Below are 19,949 nucleotides of genomic sequence, written 5' to 3'. Positions count from 1 at the left end.
ACCCCTGTATGACAGCGTGAAAGGCTGCTGTGTTAAACCGCTTCACCAACGGGCCAAGTATGATGGCGGATGGAGTGGGATTTGAACCCACGAGACGGTTCGACACCGCCTACACGATTTCCAATCGTGCTCCTTCGGCCGCTCGGACATCCATCCATCGAGCCTGCAAGCGTTCGCTTCGGCAAGAATTAATCTATCATATTGGCAACATGATTTCAAGTGATATTTTGAAAGTTTTCCCCTTGGTCGAGCTCCTTGCAGTGCAAATCAGGCGATTATCTATCGAAACGAAAAAAGGGAGATTGCCTAAAGCAACTTCACGTTCTGTTCAATATGATACAAGTAGTATTCCTTCACAAGACGGAGTGATGTCAGTTGTCAAAAAGAAAACGCCGTTCAGTAGGCTTCCCCTGTTTGTACGGAAACTGGTGTGGGCCTGGATGCTCCGGGCCGGGTGCTCCGATTGATGACGTCGACAGATGCTGCAAGAGGCATGATGATTGCTATCAAAAGCACGGCTATTTTTCTTGTCATTGCGATCAGGAGCTCGTACGCTGCCTTCGAAATAAAGTAAATAACTCAACGGAAAAAGGGAGAATGGCCGGACTCATCTCGAATTTTTTCTCTCGAACAGGATGCTTTCCCAACAATCCCCGCTAGTTATTTCTAAATCGTTTTCCTTGTCAGTTTTCATCCAAAAAACGGTAACAACTTGGACATGAATCAGACATAATTACCTTGTTTTTCCTTGTATTTTTTTGGTACTCTATTGAATGTCCAAGGAGGGTACGCAGCGTGGAATTGCACATACGAACAGACGCCAGTGTGGCGCTGACGTTAAAGAGAGAAATTATTTGTCATGGTATTTCCCGTTTTTATGTCCGTCCATACGATGATGATCAAGTAGAATTTATATTCCTAGCACTATCAGAGCACCAGAAGAAGCTGCTGTCTTATTCACTACGAAATTACAGCTACTGTCTAACATATCTAGCTTAATCGTTCTACGGCCATTTTCCTCCCCTTTTTTTAAAGGGGAATTTTTATTGTTTTTTTTCGATGTACCCAAAACGGCGAACATCGTCTGCGGTCAAGTTATGCAAGGCATTCAAAAATTCGACTTGGAAACTGCCTGGACCTACTCCTGCTGCTTTCTCTGCTGCCAGCTGCGCAGCAACACCGTAGCATACCAATGCTGTAGCACCTGCGATCAGCTTGTCATTTGCAGTGGCTGCAAACGCTCCCATAACAGACGTTAACAAACAGCCAGTTCCGGTCACCTTCGTTAAAATTGGATGACCATTATGGATCGAGTAAGTCGTTTCTCCATCCGAAATCACATCGACCTTACCTGTAATCGCAACGATTGTCCTTAGCTTTTTCGCTGCTGCTCTCGCTAGGTCCGCGACATCTCCACCGGATTCCTTCGCATCTACACCTTTAATCTCCCAACGCTCCCCGATGACATTGGCAATCTCGGCAGCATTTCCTCTAATGAGGGTAAGATCCAGTTCCTGCGCAAGATGTTGACTTGTTTCGGTTCGGTACGATGTTGCTCCCGCTCCCACTGGATCAAACAAAACAGGAACGCCATGCTGATTCGCCGATTTTCCTGCGATCAGCATCGCTTCGATCTCATGCTCATTCAATGTCCCTATATTCAATACAAGAGCTCCAGCGATCTTTGCCATGTCTGCCACTTCTTGTTTGGCATACGCCATGACAGGTGATGCACCAAGAGCTAACAAGCCATTCGCTGTAAAGTTCGTGACAACTACGTTCGTCATGTTATGTACAAGTGGATTTTCCTCGCGCACTTTAATTAGTAATTGCCCGATTGTCTCCAGAATCATGATCGTTACCCCTTTCCTCTTGAACGGCGAATCGTGGAATCATCTTGTACACCTCGATGACTTCCCCTAATATAGAATGCTCTTGCATGACGCCAATGATGATATACGAGTGTTTTAAGAGGGGTAATTCGCGCATGTTAGCTACGATGTTCCACACTTTCCCATCATCATCCGTCACGCTAGCACTGAAGGAGACTCTTCCCGCCCCTTCTTTCAAGATGTTCAAGGCATCAAGGACTCCACATATTTTCATCCGATCATCTGGATGCATGATCCGGTTTTCCTCGACCCATTTTATCTTCATTTCTTCTACTTTTAATGTTTTCCATCGATCGAGGAACTCCCAATCTTTGGAATGCGGAAATATATGCTTCGTTTGCTCAAGGAAGGTGTTGTACTCTCCGTGCAACTGATCTACATAATCATCTACGTCCTCAGAAATCACGCGAATCGAATCTTCTCCGCATGTACGGATGTGGTGAGCCAGGTATTTGAAGGACTCGATCATGTCAAAGTTCCCCCAGCCCCAGGCCTGTTCGCCGAAAACTCCCCCCCGGGTTCGGCATTTTAGGCAGGTGAAGTAATAGTATGTAGGCATATCTGTTCCCCTATCTCCCCTATTTTGTCTCTCTTTTGGTATCGGTTGAGGAAGCAAAGCAATTTATGTTACATTCGAACCTATTTTTTAAACTTCTCACGCAATTTGTTCACATTTTAAATTCTAGTATTTAGTGTGAGTTAAATCGCAAAAGGTGGCTCCCCCAAAATTTTTCAGGAAGCCACTCTTCATTATACTCCTTTTATGGCAATAAGAGGGTTACATTTTGCTACGACTGATGCAAGATTTGCTCCCACAACCGAATCGATGATTTGATCTACATCTTTATAGGCTTGCGGGCATTCATCAAGGATGGAAGCGAGCGAACGGTGATTCACCATGATCTCATCTTCCTGTCCTACGCGCATTGCCTGCTCGAATTGATCGATGGTCACAAGCTCCTTCGTTGCTTTGCGGGAACGAACTCGCCCTGCACCATGACAGATCGAATAAAAGTTTTTGGCTCCGGCGTCCGATCCGACCATGATATAGGACGATGTTCCCATAGAACCTGGGATCAAGGCTGGATGTCCCGTTTCACGGTAAGCCTTCGGATTTTGGAAATGTCCTGCTGGCAATGCCTTCGTCGCTCCTTTGCGGTGGACGAGCATCGGTGTGTTGCGATGGAATTCTTTCAAAGCGTAATTATGCATCAGATCATACAGGACTGGTGTACGCATCTCACTACCAAAAACATCCCGAAACGCCTGCTCCACTGAAAATCCGATCATATGCCGATTCGTTACCGCAAAGTTCAGCGCGGAGTACATCAAATTCAAATACTGTTGCCCTTCCTCGCTTTGGATCGGAGCATATACCAGGCTCGGCTCGGGATTATGGATCCCCCATTTGTACATGGCTTCCTTGAAGCTTTTGGTATAATCACGTCCTAGCATTGCCCCCCACGCACGCGAACCGGAATGAATCATGATGACGACCTGGCCGTCGAACAGTCCCCACGCTTTCGCAATCTCCCTGTTCTCCTCCGCGATGTCGATATGCTGGATTTCAATAAAGTGGTTACCGCCCCCCAATGTTCCCAACTGGCCCCACCCACGACTCCAAGATTTTTGCGGTATTTGCTCCAGGAAGGAATGGTCGAATTCAAATGTGTACTTTTCCACATGCGAGAAAGAACGACGTAAGGTCTCAGGCGCTTCTTCTGTATCCGGAATGTAGTTGCTCGGCAGTCCTTTTAAGCCATGCTTCACGACTTCCTCCAAGCGAATATCTGTAAAATGCGTATTTCCCCGTTCGTTTGTCGGGACGTACGCTTCGATCGCTTCGATTAATGCACGTTTCAGGCTCTTGTCTTTGAGGTCGTCTCGATGCAACGGAGTCAGATGCACACGCATTCCACATCCAATATCTGATCCGACGATGGATGGCGAGACAAATCCATCGGCAAGATTCCAAACCGCTGTCGTCCCAATGCAGGTCCCAACGCCCACATGCGCATCGGGGGTATACGAAAAATAAACATTTCGCGGAATACGCAAATTATTGTCTGCCATTTGATATACGCGTTCACCGAAGCTCGCAAATACTTCGTCATTCGCAAAAACGTGCACATCTCCATGCTCCAGCTTCACTTCACGATGGTTATTTCCATGCAAAATTGTGTTCATCATCCATTTCTCCTGTCTCTCACAGCCTGCGCTGTTTTTCATACCCTTATTTTCCATCCGCGCATGTGGTTTGAACATGGCAAAAGTATTACGAACCTCTTTTTTCATTGACTTCTCTTCAGCCTCTTCGTAATATGAGGACTAATTTGGAAATAAATGACGAGTGAATAAGGATGAATGTAATGGCACGCGAAAGCTTTGACAAAGAGCTGCAATTGCTCCGTCTCCTGTTTTTGACCGCTGGTGCCTACAATCGGCAGCAGTTAGCCGAGCGGCTCGGGATCTCCGTTCATACGCTTGATAAAACGATAAAAAAGCTGAAGGACATCCAATCGACCTTTTATCAGCATGTCGGCGATGAGGAGAAAAAAGAGTATTACGCGCAGCTTCGTTACAACTATTTTGAGGTGACCGACAATTTCTTGATGTTTTTGTACCATGCAAAATCATTGAAGGATTCGGAAGTAGAGCGACTGTCGCACATCTTGGAAAAGCTCAGACAACAGCCTCTCTCCATTAAAGGCTTGCTGGATACGTTTGTGGACACAGAGCCCGATGAAAAAACGATTCGCCAGGACATGAAGTACCTCGAAGAGATTGGCGTGATTAAAAATGTTAGTGAGGTCAGACCATACGTTTATCATTTCGACGGTGAGCTACTGGACTCGCTGACGGACGACGAGCTATTGGATCTGTATGATTTCATCGATTTCATGGCCAATACACAGCTGCCGGCCGTCCCTGGTTATCTTCTGCAAGAAAAAGTGAAGCGTTATCTCAAATTTCGCTTGAAGCTAACCGATGCATCTGCGTTTTTATACAAATATCATTTCGTCTCACGTATTCTCGATGAATATCAAGCTTTGCTTCTCACGGAAGCCATTCGTCAGCGAAAAATCGTTGAATTTCACTACTACACGCCCAAACGCCTAAAGTTTTACGATTCCCAAAATACGAATCCGGCTTTCCAACGGGATACATCGGGGCGACATCAAAAAGTGATTCCACTCCGGGTTATTTTTGATCATCAATACGGCAGATGGTACTTGCTGGCACAAGGATGCGGCAATGGTCCGCTGCGCAAATACCGTGTGGAAGGTATGACCAAGCTCGTAACAGGTAGGTCCGTTACGCCGGAAATCTTCTCTTCCTTGCAAGCAAGTGCGGATGAGCGCATTGCCCATAGTTGGTTGATTGATACCGGAAAACTCGTAACCGTACGCCTTCGCTTTTTTCAGCCTAGGGATACGCCTCATTCCTTTATCCAAGAGCGAGTGGAGGCACAGGGGCAATGGGGGATTGTGACAGAGGAATCACGGGAAAGCTTTGTGTACGAGATAAACGTGAACAGCACGATGGAAATTACACCGTGGATTCGCAGCTTCGGTTCAAGCGTCGAAGTTCTTGAACCGCTGTTTCTTCGCAAGCAATTCCAAAAAGAATGGGAGGAGCTGCTCGCCTACTATGAATCTGTTTGATAAGATACATAATTACCAGCTAGTGACACGGCTAGATGAAGCGGGGGTTTATCCGGTTACCTCACACGAAAAAGCGTGGCTGGCCCTGATGCTGACGAATCCGTCTGCGGCAGAAATTTTCGAGCCCGCTACACTCGATAAGCTTCACCGTTTGACACACATGCCAGAAAGTGAATCGACCGAACAAGAACGATTCGTGGAAAAAGCGCAAACACAGGCCAAGCAGCTCTGGAGTCCACTCGTGCGAACACTGCGGCGAATCATTCTCGGCAAGAATCACATAAAAATAACCGCAGCCACGAACAAAGGCCCGGTTTTTCGCAATCAACGAGGGGTTCCCTACAAGCTGGAATATTCACTTGCTAAGAAGGCCTGGTACCTGATTTGGCTAAACATGTCTTCCAATCGCCTGATCACGACTCCACTGCATCTCATTCGCTCCGTCGATGAGATTTACATAGAAGATGCATGGTATGACAGTTTTTTGCCGACTATTTCGGAACAGATCCAACAGCGCAAGCAGATGGCAAAAATTGTGATCATTCGTCGTTACAACGCTGAGCTCCAGCGCATATTGTACGCCTTTTCCTGCTTTGACAAAGAGGTCGCTTTTGATCCAGAATCACAGGTGTATACGATCACCCTGCACTTTCTATCTGACGAGCAGGAGTTTATTTTATCGCGCATTCGTTTTCTCGGCCTGCGGGTCAAAGTAGTAGAAAACGATCAACTCAAACAGCGAATGGCAGAGTCAGCAACGAACGCCTTGGCAAGATATACAGAAACTCCACTTTGATTGTCCCAAAAAATCAGGAAATCATACCCTATTCGATTTCCTGCATTTCCCTTATTATAGTTCAGGTGAGATAGTAGCTAATCCAAGGCAGAGGTAGAAATGATGAAAACAACATGTAAAAAAGCGTCTCTCATATGTGGGCTATGGCTTAGTCTGTCATTGCCATTTATTACGGAGCCGGCGCAAGCAGCAGGCGTCATCCAGGCAAAAGTGGTTGCAACCTCTCTGAACGTTCGCAGTGAACCAGCTCCCAATGCTTCTGTTGTCGCTACCGTACCGTATGGAGCGGTCGTGACGATTACCGATGAAGCATACGGTTGGGCAAAAATTAGATACAATCAAAAGGTAGGCTGGGTCGCGGGGTATTACTTGCAAAAAGGAGCGGTAACAAGTGCAGGTTCAGCTTCATCACCAGCCAATACAGCCACTGTCAAAAGCAAGCAAGGAACGGTTTTGGCCGATTCGCTTCGAATGCGGAAAGGGCCAAGCACGAGCCATGAGATTATCCTTTCGCTGCCCAGAGGAACCCGTGTAGACATTTTGAAAAAGCAAGGAGACTGGATCCAGGCGCGGACTTCCAATGGACAAGCAGGCTGGGTGTCTGCGACGTATATTGGCGATGCCAAGGCCAACGCTCCAGTGTCCAAAGGCTCCAAAACGCCAGGCTTAAAAGGAAAAGTCATCGTCATCGACCCGGGACATGGTGGTTCTGATATCGGGACACAAGGAACCAAGTGGAATAGCATGGAAAAAACGTTGAATTACAAAACGTCCATGCTGCTTGCCAGCAAACTGCGACAACGCGGTGCGCAAGTCTACATGACGAGGACAAGTGACACAGAAAAGCCTTCGCTATCGCAGCGTGTCGTTTTTAGCGAATCCAAGGCGGCAGATGCCTTCATCAGCATCCATTACAATTCTTCTCCGAAGCCAAATAGCGGGACACTTACGTTTTATTATTCGCAAGACAAAGATGAGCCATTAGCTCGAGCGATTGAGTCTCGCTTGGCAGGTGGCATTGGTTTAAGAAGCAACGGCATTTCATTCGGCAATTATCACGTCCTGCGCGAAAACGATGATCCATCCGTCTTAATTGAGCTTGGCTTCCTATCGAATCCAAAGGATGAAGGTATCGTCCGTACATCGTCCTATCAGGACAAAGCTGCACAGGCGATTACAGAAGCTCTGGCTGATTACTTCGGTCGATAATCGTACGGCTGGACACTGTAGGAGAACAGCTTCCGCTCGAATTTCCCTTTGGCACCAATGATCTGATACCAGGTCTCTCCGATCAACAAGTCGGTTGCGAAATCTTTCTCCAGCAGATTGGTAATCATCTCTATGACCGCTTTCTCATTGTCTTTTTGGATTTTCAACGACAAGGCCAGGACGAAATACGCCTGGTCTTCTTCCATTTCCAACAAATGCAGACGGGCTGTACCACGACGTTTGGCGTTAAAACCATCAATCACATTCGACAGACCTTTTTTTGCCTGTACTTTATACTTTGTCGCTTCCCTCCAAGAGGAAATAACCGCATCGTACAACGAAAACGTCAGGATGAAATGGCTGGCGAAATCCTTCGGGTCAAAAGGCTCCGGTCCCATTTGCTTCTCATCCGCTGGTATGACGACGAATGCTTTGTAGTTGCTAAAAAACGGATCGCTCATGGCAGGTCCTTTCCTTGGATATTATCTGTGTTGGTTAGTATCCACTAGGAAAGCAGGATATTATGTACAAAAACGGTCATAAACGTTCAAAAGACCAAGTCGACATGAAAACCGACTTGGCCTTTTGCTTGCTTTTGTATAGGCATGTTTTTCAACTGAATATCTACTCATTACCGGTGGGTCATCGAGACGCTTCCATGCCCGTGCTCCTCTTCCATGACCTCCATTCCTGCACCATGATTGACGGTCCAGGTGATGACTTGGCTGGAAATGACAACGGCCAAAATGGTATACATCATCTCTTTCATCGGTACGAACCAGAACGACATGCAAAGCACAATGACGTCCAGTAAAAGAAAGACCGTACCAATGGACAATCCCGTGTACTTACTGATCAACAGGGAGAAAATATCGTCTCCACCTGTCGCAGCTCCATAGCGCAGAACCAATCCGGTACCCAGCCCGGTCAATACACCGGACAAGACAGACGCCAGCGGCATCATTCTGCTCATATCCATGACAATCGGTGAAAATCGTTCAAACAAATCGTAAAACCCGGTAAAAGCAAGTGATGCAAAGATCGTGTCCCAAATGAACTGGCGGCCTCTTACTAACCAAGCAACCAAAAACAGTGGGATATCCAGCAAAAGCATCACCATCGCTGGCGACAAGTCAAAGGCGTATTTCGCCAATAACCCCAAGCCAACAAACCCACCTTCAGATAAATGGTTCTGAAAGTTAATGTGATAATACGCAAAAGCAAGTAAACAAGCTCCAAACAAAATCATACTGTAACGCTTAGATAACTGCAGCGCTCTCTTCATCATGGTTTCCTCGCATTTTTGTCGGTTTAGGCACAGACGACCAACCGACTACCGAGGAACATCGCAAGTATAAGTCGCTACTCATACAAAGGGCCTCGCTTTCGTAGTAGATTAGTCGTCTTCAGTGACGATCGACTACTACGAAGCTAGATGTAGGAGAGGTCAAAACGTTTCCAGATCGTCCTATGGGGACGCATGGTATCCTGATCCCTTCCATGGCTTTTCTTGTATTATACCATAAAAAAGGTGAAAAGACGACTCGAAAGCGTCTTTTCACCGAGTTAAAATCGGAAAGCTTGTCCTTTTAGCTCCACCGGAATCCCTGCTGTGACAAGAAAAACTTGATCGGCAACCGCTGCCACGCGTTGATTCATCAAGCCCGCTAAGTCACGGAACTTACGGCCCAACGGATGTTGTGGGACGAGTCCGTCGCCTACTTCGTTTGTCACCAGCAAAACCGTCCCTGGGTAGTCTTTTAGCTTGTTTACCAGCACATCAACCTGCTGGAGCACTTGCTCAAACGGCTGCTCCTCTCCATCATGCAGCAACCAATTGGACACCCAAAGGATCAAGCAATCAACCAAAATCACTGTCTGCTGTTCTTGTATGTCCTTTTGTGCTCCCAGCTTCGCTAGCCACTCTGTCAATGCGTACGGCTCCTCGATCGTTTGCCAAGGAAAGTTGGACTGCAAGCGGCGGTCGCGATGGTGCAAGATCCGCTCTTCCATTTCCTCATCAGTGATTGGTGCGGTCGCGATGTAAACACCCGAGGAGCCCAAATGAGCCGCGTATTTTTCGGCAAACGTGCTTTTTCCGCTGCGTGCTCCGCCTGTAATAAGTACGATCATGCTTCTGTCTCCTTAAACAACCTCTTATACTTGCGATTGCAAAATAATTTGCGGCAAATGATGGACAGGATGCTCCATGACAATCGGTCTGGTTCCGTATACAGCCTCTATTCTGTCGCTTTGCAAGATGTCTTTTGGCGCGCCGACGCTTATCTGCTTTCCTTTATGCAGCATCAAAATACGATCGCAGTATAGGGAGGCCAGATTCAGATCGTGCAGCACAGCAATGACCGTCACCTGCGTCGTTTTTTGCCATTTTCGCACGATGTCCATGAGTTGAATCTGGTACCCGATATCGAGGTAAGTCGTGGGTTCATCGAGCAACAGCACCTGAGGTCTTTGGATCAATGCCTTCCCCAAAGCTACGCGCTGCTTTTCCCCACCACTCAACTGATCCAGTGTGCGCTCTTCCAAATGGTCAAGACCGAGCATCTGTACGATTTCATCAATGAGCGATGCGACATCCTGCTTCTCTTCCCCTAGCCAATTTTGGTAAGGAAAGCGACCCATCTCCAACACCTCTCGGACACGAAAACCGACTGGCGGCAGACCCTCTTGCTCCAAAACAGCCAGTATTTTGGCAAGCTCTTTGCGTGGATATGAATGAAGCTTTTTCTCTTGAAGCAAAATGTCTCCTGCATCTGCCTTGATGACGCCTGAAATCATTTTCAGCAAGGTGGATTTACCGCTTCCATTCGGTCCGATGATGCCAAAAAATTCTCCCTTGTCCACGCAAAAATCGATGCCGTGCAAAACAGGCGTATCTTGATACGATTTTTGCAAGTTGCGCACATTGATCATTGCTTACGTTACCTCTTCCTAAAGCGTTTATTTTGCTTCAATAAATAGGCGAAAAACGGTGCTCCCAGAAATGCTGTCACGACACCCAGCGGGATTTCCGTTGGACTCAGCAGCATTCTGGCAAGAGTGTCGGCCCACAGCACATAAATACCACCACAGATCGCAGCCATCGGAAGTAAAATACGATGGTCAGGACCAACCAGCATTCGGACGAGATGCGGTACCACCAGGCCAACAAACCCGATAATTCCCGCGATAGAAACCGCCGCTGCAGTCAGGAGAGTCGAGACGACCAGAACCACCAGCTTCGTGCGATCCACATGCACGCCGAGATGCGCAGCCTGCCGCTCCCCCAACGCAAATAGGTTTAAGGAACGCGCATAGCTAATGAGCACCATGCCTCCGATGATCAAGTACGGAATCAAGACGTACGTAAAGGCCCAGCCGCGAAATGACAGGCTGCCCATAAGCCAGAACACGATCTCATTAACCGTCTGGTCAGATAGCGACACCATAAAGGAAACGAGGGAGCCGAGAAAAGCCTGCACCACTACCCCAGACAAAATCAGGGTCTCCGTTTGCAGCTTTCCTTGCGTGTTCGCGAGTCCAAGTACGATCCATAAACTGAGCAGTCCCGTAAGAAAAGCGACGACAGGCGTGCTCCATGCACCCAAAAAGGTGATTTGCAAGCCAAAAAGGATCAAGAAGGCTGCTCCGACAGCAGAACCGGATGCCACGCCCATCGTAAACGGATCGGCGAGCGGATTGCGCAAAACTCCCTGAAAGCCCGCTCCCGCAAGTGACAAGCAGGCCCCAATCAAGACAGCCAATACAACGCGTGGAAAACGAACTTTCATGACAATTTGCTCAGATGACTCCGGCCACGTTACGGTGATCCACTCAGACAAGCCCGGGATTTGATGGAGCAGGATGAGCCATACTTGCGAGATCGGGAGGTGTGCCGCCCCCATCGAGATGCTGATGACTATTGATGCCAGAAGGACGAGACCGCTGACTCCTCCCCATATGAACAATCGTTTCTTCATTTTATTTCACCAAGTCAGGGTAAATCGCCTTGGCTACTTCGATCAAGCCTTGTGTAATACGCGGACCAGGACGGGACAAAATATTTTGGTCCATGCCAAAGATTTGTTTTTCACGAATTGCCTTCATTTTATCCCAGCCATTACGCTTGGCGATCATATCCTCCAGCTTGACGCCAGTCTTTTCATCGGTAATTCCGCTCGCATACAAAATGACGTCTGGATCGTTTTGCAAAATCTTTTCTTCACTGATCGGATTCCATCCCTCGGTGTCGGAGGCAATGTTTGTCGCCCCAGCCAGTGTGATGAGTTCGTCCATGAATTCGCCTTTTCCGACTGTCCACCCTGGGGAAAATTCCAGGTATACCTTTTTCTTCTCTTCCGGTTTTACATTTTTCACTGCTTCTTGAACGTACGCGATATCCTTCTTCATTTGCGCGACGACTTTTTCGGCTTGCTCCTGTGTGTTGGTGATAACGCCCATCGCCAAAACATTGTTTAGGATGTCGTCCATCTTTGTCGGATGGGTAATATAGACTGGCATTCCGAGAGATTTGAGCTTGTCAGCCACTGGCTTTTCCATCGAAATCCCACCAACGACCATATCCGGCGTTTGAGCGAGAATCGCTTCTTCATTTGGTTTGACGACTCCGCCAATTTTCGGCTTTGCCTTCGCCGCATCTGGATAATCATCATAGTCTGAGACAGCTACGATCCGATCTTCCAAGCCTAATGCGAACAAAATCTCTGTCTCGGCAGGTGATGTCGAGACGATTCGCTCAGGAGCTTTTGCAAAGATTACTTCTTTTCCTGTCGCATCCGTAACTGTCAACGGATACGTTGTTTGTTTTGCAGGCTGCTTGGCCGCATTCTCTTGTGGTGCTGTCTGCGGTGCACTTGTTTGTCCACCTGGTGCTGGCTGACTGTTATCGTTACCCGCACAACCCGCGAGGCTCGCCGCAACTAGTAGTGGGATCATGAATCGCAATGAACGTTTCATATGTAGAACTTCCTTTCTGCATGTCTGATTGACTGTACCTTCCAATAAAAAAATCGACCCTTGCTTCCATTCGGAAATCAAAGGGTCGGCACCTCAGGGCAAACAGACAGGATGGTCTGCTTCCTGAAATAGGCCGATCCTTTCCGCGAAGGCAACAGGCACTAAAACAAACAGGCAGGTCTCCTGGCTTACGGCTGAGGAACGAGCCGATTTACAGTGGCGGGACCGCGTCGGATTTTCACCGACTTCCCTTTTCACCCGATCTTTTTGTTAAAAAGACGAGGCACCTATTTGTTGTTACGTTTGAAATTGTCACAGTCCATGACTCATCCTACATCATAGCATTCCTTGGATGAAAAAAGAATGACAAACACATAAGCCAATACTTTCTTGCCTCCTAAAAATGAAAAACGCCTGAACAAAAAGTTCAGGCATATGTAAAGCTTTTTGGAGGCTATTACCCTCGTTTGTGCAAATAATCTAGAATGCCCATCGAGCATACTTGTAAATCGAGCTTGAGTACCTCGAAAACTTCGTGGTCACCACTGATGCCTTGTGACCGTAGATGATCCGAGACTCGTTCAAATAACTTACGAGACAGTTCGTCATAGGTTTGCCCAGCAGCAATCGTTGATTCTCCTTCCGCCACAAACACGGGGAGCCACTCACGTATTTGGCGGTACACGTCGTCTACCTGCTCTGACATCCCAAAATGACCAAAGTAAATCCGACTAAGCTTCCGCGCTTCAAAACGACTTAGAGACGCTAACATGGCATCCGGGTCAAACTGATTCGGCGAAGTAGATGGCAGCACGAGGTGTATGCCATCCTTTTTAAGCTGTGGATAGAGTACCCCTGCGGTATCACCTGTGAACATGCCACGGCTTACTGGATCGTAGATGCTAAAGTGATGATTGGCATGCCCTGGCGAATCCAGAAACTCCAACACGCAATTCTCTCCGATCTTTAGTGTATCCCCATCCCCGCGAATCAAAATCCGCTCCTCGAGAACCGCCTCAATCGGATCAAACAATCGATCAAAATCATCATGATACACCGCTCTCGCCCCTGCGATCAGTCGGCTCGGATCTACGAGATGACGTGCACCTTTCGGGTGGACGACAACCTTTGCGTTCGGACAATCTTTCAGAAATAGTCCTACTCCTCCTGCATGATCCAAGTGAATATGCGTCACGATGATGTATTTTACTTGTTCCGGCGTATAGCCGAGCTTGGCAAGACCGGCCTTGATGTATGGGACGGAGGGGCTTGGCCCTGTTTCGACCAATGTGAGTTCCTCTTCCGCGATCACATATGTCCCCGTGCGTTCCGCCCAGCCCATATCGAAACCGTCTATTAAATGGATGCGTTCCCCTAAGTAAATTGGCTGTGATGATTGCATGTAAATGCTCCTCCTTTTCAAAGGTCATTTTGTAGCGCGAATATTTACACTTTATCACCTATTTTGGACTACTGGGAAAAACAACACAAATTCTTCATATTTTTATCGTAATATGAGGGGAGCAAAAACAATTCCATTACCTGGAGGGGTGCAAAATGGGTCAGCTTTTTTCTGAGTTAAGACCTGAGCATGAGAAGTTTATCAAGAAGCAACGGATGTTCTTTGTTGCCTCTGCTCCTTTGGATACAGATGGTCACGTGAATCTTTCACCGAAAGGGTACGATTCTTTTCGCATCATATCGCCTACGGAGGTCGCCTATTTAGACCTGACTGGAAGCGGAAATGAAACCAGTGCACATCTACAGGAAAATGGCAGGATTACTCTCATGTTTTGTGCATTTGAGGGCCCCCCTCTCATCATGCGCCTATTCGGCAAAGGAACGGTTATTCTCCCAGATTCACCTCGGTGGGATGAGCTCGTAAAAGACTTCCCGCTTCTGCCCGGTGCTCGTCAAATCATTACCGTAAACGTACAGGAAGTTAAGACTTCTTGCGGCTGGGCTATCCCCTTCTATTCCTACTCAAAAGAACGCGACACCCTTCAGAAATGGACTTTGGCTAAAGACGAGGAGGAACTGCTTGATTATCAAAAGGAAAACAACGTAGTAAGCATGGATGGATTGCCAACACCCTTGGGACAAAAGCTTTTTCCCGCAGTAGGTGGGGATAACTAAGCGTAAACGCAAAGAAGCTGCCTTGCTCGCAGCTTCTTTTTTTGAAACCTCTTTATTTGCTCGTATAAATGACCACTGCATCTCGGAGAAACTCGGCAACACCAGGCTGCTCCTTGTCATAGTAAGCTGTGAAGCGCGGGTCATCGACATACATCTGGGCCACACCTGCGTGCGCTTCCTTACTGTAGCTGTCCCAATAAAAGCTCAGCCATTGACGGTGAAGATCAGCTGCTTTTTGCGCCAATTCATGAGCAGGATCACCTGTCGAAAAAGCCTGCGCCAACGTCTCGTGCAGCTCTGCGTTTAATTTCTCCAGCCCGGCATACTGTTCTTCTGACATGCCTTTGACCTTCTGATTCGATTTTTCGATTTGGTCATTTCCGTATTTCGCTCGAATTTCTGCCCCGTACTTCTCTTCATTCTCATCAATCATTTTTTGTTTGAAGCCTTCGAATTTTTGTTTGTCACTCATCGTTTTGGTCCCCTCTCTTTGTGCTAATGTCAAATCGACATTGGCGATTAACGCATCCAATTGCGCACGCCTTTCCAGGAGCTTCTCGCGGTGCTCCAGCAGTGCCCGTTCAGCATCAAAGGTTGGTGAATCCAGGATCTCCTTGATCTCCTCCAAGCTCACCCCCAGCTCGCGGTAAAAAAGGATTTGCTGCAATCGATCCACCTCTTGCTGTCCGTAAATGCGATACCCTGAAGAATTGATTCTCGCCGGCTTGAGAAGATCAATTTCATCGTAGTATCGGAGCGTCCGGGTGCTGACACCCGCCAGGAGTCCTAGCTTTTGCACCGTATATTCCATGTTCATTCCTCCTGACAAATTGATCGTACACATTTACGGACCGTCAATGTCAAACACAAATTCCTAAAAAATTGGCGTTACTCTATTTTTATTATTTGTTAAAATATAGGAAGGACATTACAAAGGGGGTTATGCGATGCTCTATGTCATCGGCTTTATTGTAGCCATACTTGGTGCTGGCTGGGGATTGACAGGGCTGCTCAGTCTCAAAGCCAGAGACAAACATGCCATCACCCATTACTCTGACGATGCTTACGCCCAGCAAACCTTGTTCCAAATGCACAACAACCCTACCCAAGGAATGTAAAAACAAAAAAATGGCTGCCAGCATCGTGTGCATGGCAGCCACTTTTCTTTTTTACAGAGCTTGGAACGTATCAGTCAATACCGGTACGATTTGCTTTTTACGGGAGACAACGCCCTTCAGAACGGCTTTGTTGTCTACCAATGTTACTTGGTACGCTTTTTCTACTGCTTGCGTTGCGCTACCAAGAGCGATCGCAACAGAATCGTTGTTCAAGATATCCGTTACAACAAACACGAACAAGTCCAGACCTTTTTCAGCGATGTTTGCATTCATAGCCGCTTCCAGTTCGCCTTGGCTTGCGAGTACATCATTTACATCCACTGCATTTACTTGTGCGATTTCTACTTTCGCATTGCCCATTTGGAACTCTTTTGCATCCAATGTGAGCAGTTGTGCGATTGTTTTGTCGCTCAGGTCTGCGCCTGCTTTGAGCATTTCCAGACCGTATACTTGCAAATCAACACCCGCGATTTCAGCCAGCTCATGAGCAGCAGCTACATCTTGCTCTGTGCATGTTGGAGATTTCAACAGTAATGTATCAGAAATGATCGCGGAAAGCATCAAGCCCGCCATCTCTTTTGGAATGTCTACGCCGTTTTCTTTGTACATTTTCTTCAAAATGGTTGTCGTGCATCCAACTGGCTCTGCACGGAAGTAGAGAGGATTGCTCGTCTCAAAGTTCGCAATACGGTGATGGTCGATCACTTCTACCACTTGCACTTGCTCAATGTCATTCGCGCTTTGTTGGCGCTCGTTGTGGTCTACTAGGATGACTTCATTTACTTCATTCGCCACTGTTTCTACGAGGCGCGGCTCTTTTACTTGGAAGTAATTCAACACAAATGCTGTTTCACTGCTGATTACACCCAGGCGTACAGGCTCTACATTCGCGCCCAGTTTTGTTTTCAAGTCAGCGTACACAAGTGCTGAACAAATGGAATCTGTGTCTGGATTTTTATGACCGAAGATTAATTTTTTTTCCATCATCCATACTCCTTAATCGTAATTTGGCGTCAAAATTATACCATAGCTTAGAGGATATGCCCAAGATACATTATAGGTTCAAATTGGATCGTTGGAAATAAGGTTTTGAAGATCATCCGGAAAAAAATGGGAGGCGAAGTGAAATGAGAGTGGCAGCTTTGTATGACATTCACGGGAATGTACCTGCTCTACATGCAACATTAGCAGAACTCGAAGTTGTGAAGCCTGATCTTATTGTCATCGGGGGTGATATGATCTCAGGCCCGATACCCGTCCAAACACTTGAAATACTCTTCCAATTGGATACACCGGTGCAATTCATCCGTGGTAATGGTGATCGTGAAGTCGTCCTCACTTTTGACGGTGAGGCTCAGGCCTTGGAAATGTCCGATTCTGTGCGAGAAATCACGTCATGGGTTGCGGAGCAATTGAGCCGCTCTCATCGTGACTTTCTGTCGCAACTCCCTCTTACGTACACGTTAACACGAGAGAATGATGAGGACGTACTATTCTGCCACGCCATTCCCACCAATGATGAAGATATTTTCACTCCCCTTACATCGGATGCGATCGTTGCCACTTACTTCGAGGGGACACAGCAGCGAACGGTCATCTGTGGACATACACATGTCCAATTTGAACGTCGACTTGGCGAGCTGCGTATTCTCAATGCTGGAAGTGTGGGCATGCCGTTTGCCGACGAGAATGTCCGAAAAATACCTACGGCTCAAGAAGCAATGGAATTTTTGGAGGCCGTCGCACGAAAAAACCGACCCTCTACTTATTAAAGGGTCGGTTGAGAAAGATAGCGGAATCGATTAATCGTCCCAGTCTACATCCAGTACAGCGCCTGTCGTAGCGGAAATCTCCAAATCCACTTCCTGTCCTTTAGCTGTTTTCACTTCCACTTCATACACATAGTGGTTATCGTCAACATCCAGCTTGATGGATTTGATGTTGCCGCTCACTTTAGCCAAAGCGATTTTTTTCGCTTGCTCTACACTAATTTTCACTGGTTGGTTTTTCCACTTATCGTCGTTGTCGTCGTCATAATCATCGTCATCATCGTGGTCAACTGTTTGCCACACATCTCCAGTCATCGCATCGACGTACACGTCAATCTCTTGATGCTTGTTTTTGATCTCTGCTTTGTATACGAGGAAACCGTCCTCTTCATCCAGCTTCCACTCCGTAATGACACCAGACTGTGCATCCCGAACTTTTTTCAGTGCTTTTTCAGGCGTGATGCGCACGAGCTTCGCCCAGTTGTGTTTCACATCATCGTCGATTTGCAGGTATACGGTAGAAGTGTTCTTTTGCGGTACGCTGTAGTATTGGTTGCTATGTGCAAACGCTGTTACGCTGAGGCTCCCTACAATCAGTGCTCCTACCATGGTCATGACTACTTTTTTCATATGATCTCGCTCCTTTTTTCGACTGGTTTTGTTTGATCTCCTTTATCATAAAAAGGACAGATGAAGGAAAAAAAAGAGAGAGATTAGAAATTGATGAGAAAATAGATGAGACCTCTCACAGAATTCATGTTTGCCGGTGAGCCACAGCGATTAACAAAAAGAGCGAGTGTTTTCTACTGGCAAAAATGATCCATTCCGGCTGTAAATCGACGTAAATGAAACATCCGCGCTTTTGCGTGCTTTCCGCCTTTTTCCGTATAATAAAAGCAATCGAGAGGACAACCGTCGACTCGATCACATACGAAAGAGAGCGTGAATGACAGTGTAATACATATCGTTTCTAACTACTTTCTATTTTTCTTACATGAGAAGGAGAAACGATTTTTCCGTGGAATCACCACTTTTGAAAAACATCTTTTTTTGAATCTATTTTCTCGTCACCATGCAAACGGTCGTCATGTCGGTTATGACCTTGGAAGTAAAAAACCCAGCACGTATCCAATTGACTGCACAAGCAACCCAAGCTATCACCTATGCCTATACAGAATCAGGCAATCGGAAATGAAAAAAGGCACTCTACTAATCTTGTAGAGTGCTTCTTATATTTCTGCTAGAACCATTCATGTGAAAAAGGAGTGACAGCAGGAATGGTTACGAACCTCGGGGAGAGCTCGGTAGGCGCTTGTATCGAAATTCTCAGAATGAGCAGTAGCAAATTTCTATTTTCCGAGATTGTTCTTAATGGCTTCCAATCCAGCGATTTCTCCCAGGAAGAACGTATCGCCCGCGAGTGTATCCATCGTGTATACATGGTTGTTTTTCACTGCTTTGAGGTTTTTCCAGACAGGATGATCCTTCCAGATATGAATCAACCCTTCCGGCTCCTCTGCTTTTGCCGAACGGCGGTTCTCAGCAATAAAGATATGATCGGGAGCGAGCTCACTCAACGCCTCGATTCCGATACGCCCCCCAATCTTTCCATCCTCGGGCAATCCTGCTATCGGTGTTAGTCCCACTTCCTCATAGTAAATCGGGAAGTTTTTGGGATGCATCACCGTAAAATCCTTGCCATTGGAAACGAGGAATAGCACCGTTTCTCCTTTATGCTTGTCTGCTATTGCTTTTGCTTCGTTTTTCAGCTTATCAAAATCGGCCAAAACTTGCTTCGCCTTATCTTCTTTGCCAATAACTTCAGCTATTTTCATGAGGCGGGTGGGTGCATCCACTGAGAAATCAATGACGATCGAATCAGCCATTTTGTTGAATTCTTCAAATCTGGAGCCTTTTCCGGTGCTTGTCATGACAATAACCTCTGGGTCCATCTCCAATAAAGTCTCCAAGTTCGTTTTTCCACCCAGATCCTTCACTGTTTTACCTCCCGCATACTTTGCAAAAATTGGTGACTTACTTTTCGTCGACTCAAAGCCTTCCGATACAATCGGAGCAAAATCTAGCACGAGGAAGTAATCTGTTCCCATGATATCGACAGAAGCGACACGCTCCGGCTTTTTCTCCAGTGTGACCTCCCCCATCGCATGCTTGATGGTTCGAGGATACACTGGCTCCCCTGTCCCTTTTGTATCGGGTTGTGATGCTCCTGCCTCAACCGTTTGCGTTTTATTGTTAGCGTTTGTGTCTGTAGTCGACTGTCCTGCTCCGCAACCCGCTACGACGGCTGCGGCTAAGATTACGGACAGAATGCCTGATAATTTCTTTTTCATATGGATTGAACTCCTTTTTTCATCTCCTGCTTTCAA

Annotated in this window: 20 protein-coding genes, 1 tRNA gene and 1 riboswitch; of the genes, 6 read left to right on the top strand and 15 right to left on the bottom strand. The window is 46.9% G+C overall.

What is annotated here, in order from left to right; all coding sequences use genetic code 11:
- Positions 1 to 63: 63 nt before the first annotated feature.
- The 4 genes from PMI05_RS01790 to PMI05_RS01770 form a co-directional block, all read right to left on the bottom strand.
- Positions 64 to 156, bottom strand: a tRNA-Ser gene (locus tag PMI05_RS01790).
- Between the two features lie 887 nt (positions 157 to 1,043).
- Positions 1,044 to 1,853 carry a hydroxyethylthiazole kinase gene (gene thiM, locus PMI05_RS01780; RefSeq protein WP_007716463.1) on the bottom strand — a complete coding sequence of 270 codons (810 nt, stop codon included), beginning with the start codon at positions 1,851 to 1,853 and terminating at the stop codon, positions 1,044 to 1,046.
- On the bottom strand, positions 1,819 to 2,361 hold the full coding sequence (locus PMI05_RS01775) for a hypothetical protein (protein ID WP_238543232.1): 543 nt from the start codon (positions 2,359 to 2,361) through the stop codon (positions 1,819 to 1,821). Before PMI05_RS01775 ends, thiM begins: the two co-directional genes overlap by 35 nt.
- A 281-nt stretch (positions 2,362 to 2,642) precedes the next feature.
- Entirely contained in the window at positions 2,643 to 4,079 is a 1,437-nt protein-coding gene (locus PMI05_RS01770; RefSeq protein WP_039960021.1) for an RtcB family protein, read from the bottom strand.
- 182 nt (positions 4,080 to 4,261) lie between these two features.
- On the opposite strand from PMI05_RS01770, the gene PMI05_RS01765 reads away from it, so the two are divergent.
- From PMI05_RS01765 to PMI05_RS01755, 3 genes are all read left to right on the top strand, one after another.
- Entirely contained in the window at positions 4,262 to 5,557 is a 1,296-nt protein-coding gene (locus tag PMI05_RS01765) for a YafY family protein (protein ID WP_007716457.1), read from the top strand.
- Positions 5,544 to 6,353: a WYL domain-containing protein gene (locus PMI05_RS01760; protein WP_007716455.1), complete on the top strand. Its 810-nt coding sequence runs from the start codon at positions 5,544 to 5,546 to the stop codon at positions 6,351 to 6,353. Before PMI05_RS01765 ends, PMI05_RS01760 begins: the two co-directional genes overlap by 14 nt.
- 102 nt (positions 6,354 to 6,455) lie before the next feature.
- Positions 6,456 to 7,562: an N-acetylmuramoyl-L-alanine amidase gene (locus tag PMI05_RS01755; RefSeq protein WP_007716453.1), complete on the top strand. Its 1,107-nt coding sequence runs from the start codon at positions 6,456 to 6,458 to the stop codon at positions 7,560 to 7,562.
- Here the strand turns inward: PMI05_RS01755 and PMI05_RS01750 are convergent.
- From PMI05_RS01750 to PMI05_RS01720, 7 genes are all read right to left on the bottom strand, one after another.
- A complete protein-coding gene (locus tag PMI05_RS01750) occupies positions 7,547 to 8,023 on the bottom strand; it encodes a hypothetical protein (RefSeq protein WP_007716451.1) in 477 nt (158 codons plus the stop codon). The genes PMI05_RS01755 and PMI05_RS01750 overlap by 16 nt on opposite strands.
- Positions 8,024 to 8,193: 170 nt before the next feature.
- Complete coding sequence (locus tag PMI05_RS01745) at positions 8,194 to 8,850, bottom strand: YitT family protein (protein ID WP_007716449.1); 657 nt, start codon at positions 8,848 to 8,850, stop codon at positions 8,194 to 8,196.
- Between the two features lie 278 nt (positions 8,851 to 9,128).
- Positions 9,129 to 9,695, bottom strand: coding sequence for a bifunctional adenosylcobinamide kinase/adenosylcobinamide-phosphate guanylyltransferase (gene cobU, locus PMI05_RS01740; RefSeq protein WP_007716447.1), 567 nt, complete (start codon positions 9,693 to 9,695; stop codon positions 9,129 to 9,131).
- Between the two features lie 24 nt (positions 9,696 to 9,719).
- Positions 9,720 to 10,496 (bottom strand): heme ABC transporter ATP-binding protein, encoded by a 777-nt coding sequence (locus tag PMI05_RS01735; RefSeq protein WP_007716445.1) that lies wholly within the window; start codon positions 10,494 to 10,496, stop codon positions 9,720 to 9,722.
- A gap of 8 nt (positions 10,497 to 10,504) precedes the next feature.
- Positions 10,505 to 11,542 (bottom strand): iron ABC transporter permease, encoded by a 1,038-nt coding sequence (locus PMI05_RS01730; protein ID WP_007716442.1) that lies wholly within the window; start codon positions 11,540 to 11,542, stop codon positions 10,505 to 10,507.
- Between the two features lies 1 nt (position 11,543).
- Positions 11,544 to 12,539 carry an ABC transporter substrate-binding protein gene (locus PMI05_RS01725; RefSeq protein WP_007716441.1) on the bottom strand — a complete coding sequence of 332 codons (996 nt, stop codon included), beginning with the start codon at positions 12,537 to 12,539 and terminating at the stop codon, positions 11,544 to 11,546.
- A gap of 155 nt (positions 12,540 to 12,694) precedes the next feature.
- Positions 12,695 to 12,845: riboswitch (cobalamin riboswitch) on the bottom strand.
- A gap of 151 nt (positions 12,846 to 12,996) precedes the next feature.
- Entirely contained in the window at positions 12,997 to 13,941 is a 945-nt protein-coding gene (locus tag PMI05_RS01720) for an MBL fold metallo-hydrolase (RefSeq protein ID WP_007716440.1), read from the bottom strand.
- Positions 13,942 to 14,096: 155 nt separating this feature from the next.
- On the opposite strand from PMI05_RS01720, the gene PMI05_RS01715 reads away from it, so the two are divergent.
- Entirely contained in the window at positions 14,097 to 14,675 is a 579-nt protein-coding gene (locus PMI05_RS01715; RefSeq protein WP_007716439.1) for a pyridoxamine 5'-phosphate oxidase family protein, read from the top strand.
- Positions 14,676 to 14,727: 52 nt separating this feature from the next.
- On the opposite strand, the gene PMI05_RS01710 is transcribed toward PMI05_RS01715, so the two are convergent.
- Entirely contained in the window at positions 14,728 to 15,486 is a 759-nt protein-coding gene (locus PMI05_RS01710) for a MerR family transcriptional regulator (RefSeq protein WP_007716438.1), read from the bottom strand.
- Between the two features lie 136 nt (positions 15,487 to 15,622).
- Here PMI05_RS01710 and PMI05_RS30920 point away from each other — a divergent pair, with 136 nt between their 5' ends.
- Positions 15,623 to 15,793 (top strand): hypothetical protein, encoded by a 171-nt coding sequence (locus PMI05_RS30920; protein ID WP_007716437.1) that lies wholly within the window; start codon positions 15,623 to 15,625, stop codon positions 15,791 to 15,793.
- 51 nt (positions 15,794 to 15,844) lie between these two features.
- Here PMI05_RS30920 and PMI05_RS01705 read toward each other — a convergent pair whose 3' ends face one another.
- On the bottom strand, positions 15,845 to 16,777 hold the full coding sequence (locus tag PMI05_RS01705) for a manganese-dependent inorganic pyrophosphatase (protein WP_039960012.1): 933 nt from the start codon (positions 16,775 to 16,777) through the stop codon (positions 15,845 to 15,847).
- A gap of 143 nt (positions 16,778 to 16,920) precedes the next feature.
- Between PMI05_RS01705 and PMI05_RS01700 the strand changes: the two genes are divergently transcribed.
- A complete protein-coding gene (locus PMI05_RS01700) occupies positions 16,921 to 17,565 on the top strand; it encodes a metallophosphoesterase (RefSeq protein ID WP_007716429.1) in 645 nt (214 codons plus the stop codon).
- Positions 17,566 to 17,595: 30 nt separating this feature from the next.
- Here PMI05_RS01700 and PMI05_RS01695 read toward each other — a convergent pair whose 3' ends face one another.
- Both PMI05_RS01695 and PMI05_RS01690 read right to left on the bottom strand, forming a co-directional pair.
- Positions 17,596 to 18,192 (bottom strand): PepSY domain-containing protein, encoded by a 597-nt coding sequence (locus tag PMI05_RS01695; protein WP_007716427.1) that lies wholly within the window; start codon positions 18,190 to 18,192, stop codon positions 17,596 to 17,598.
- A gap of 719 nt (positions 18,193 to 18,911) precedes the next feature.
- The gene (locus PMI05_RS01690) at positions 18,912 to 19,913 is read right to left on the bottom strand and encodes an ABC transporter substrate-binding protein (RefSeq protein ID WP_007716425.1); all 1,002 of its coding nucleotides are present in this window, start codon (positions 19,911 to 19,913) and stop codon (positions 18,912 to 18,914) included.
- Between the last annotated feature and the right edge of the window lie 36 nt (positions 19,914 to 19,949).

It is taken from the genome of Brevibacillus sp. BC25 (genome assembly GCF_000282075.1).
Lineage (GTDB): Bacteria > Bacillota > Bacilli > Brevibacillales > Brevibacillaceae > Brevibacillus.
The sequence above is the reverse complement of the archived record's forward strand: the minus strand, read 5'-3'. Positions and strand labels throughout refer to the sequence as shown.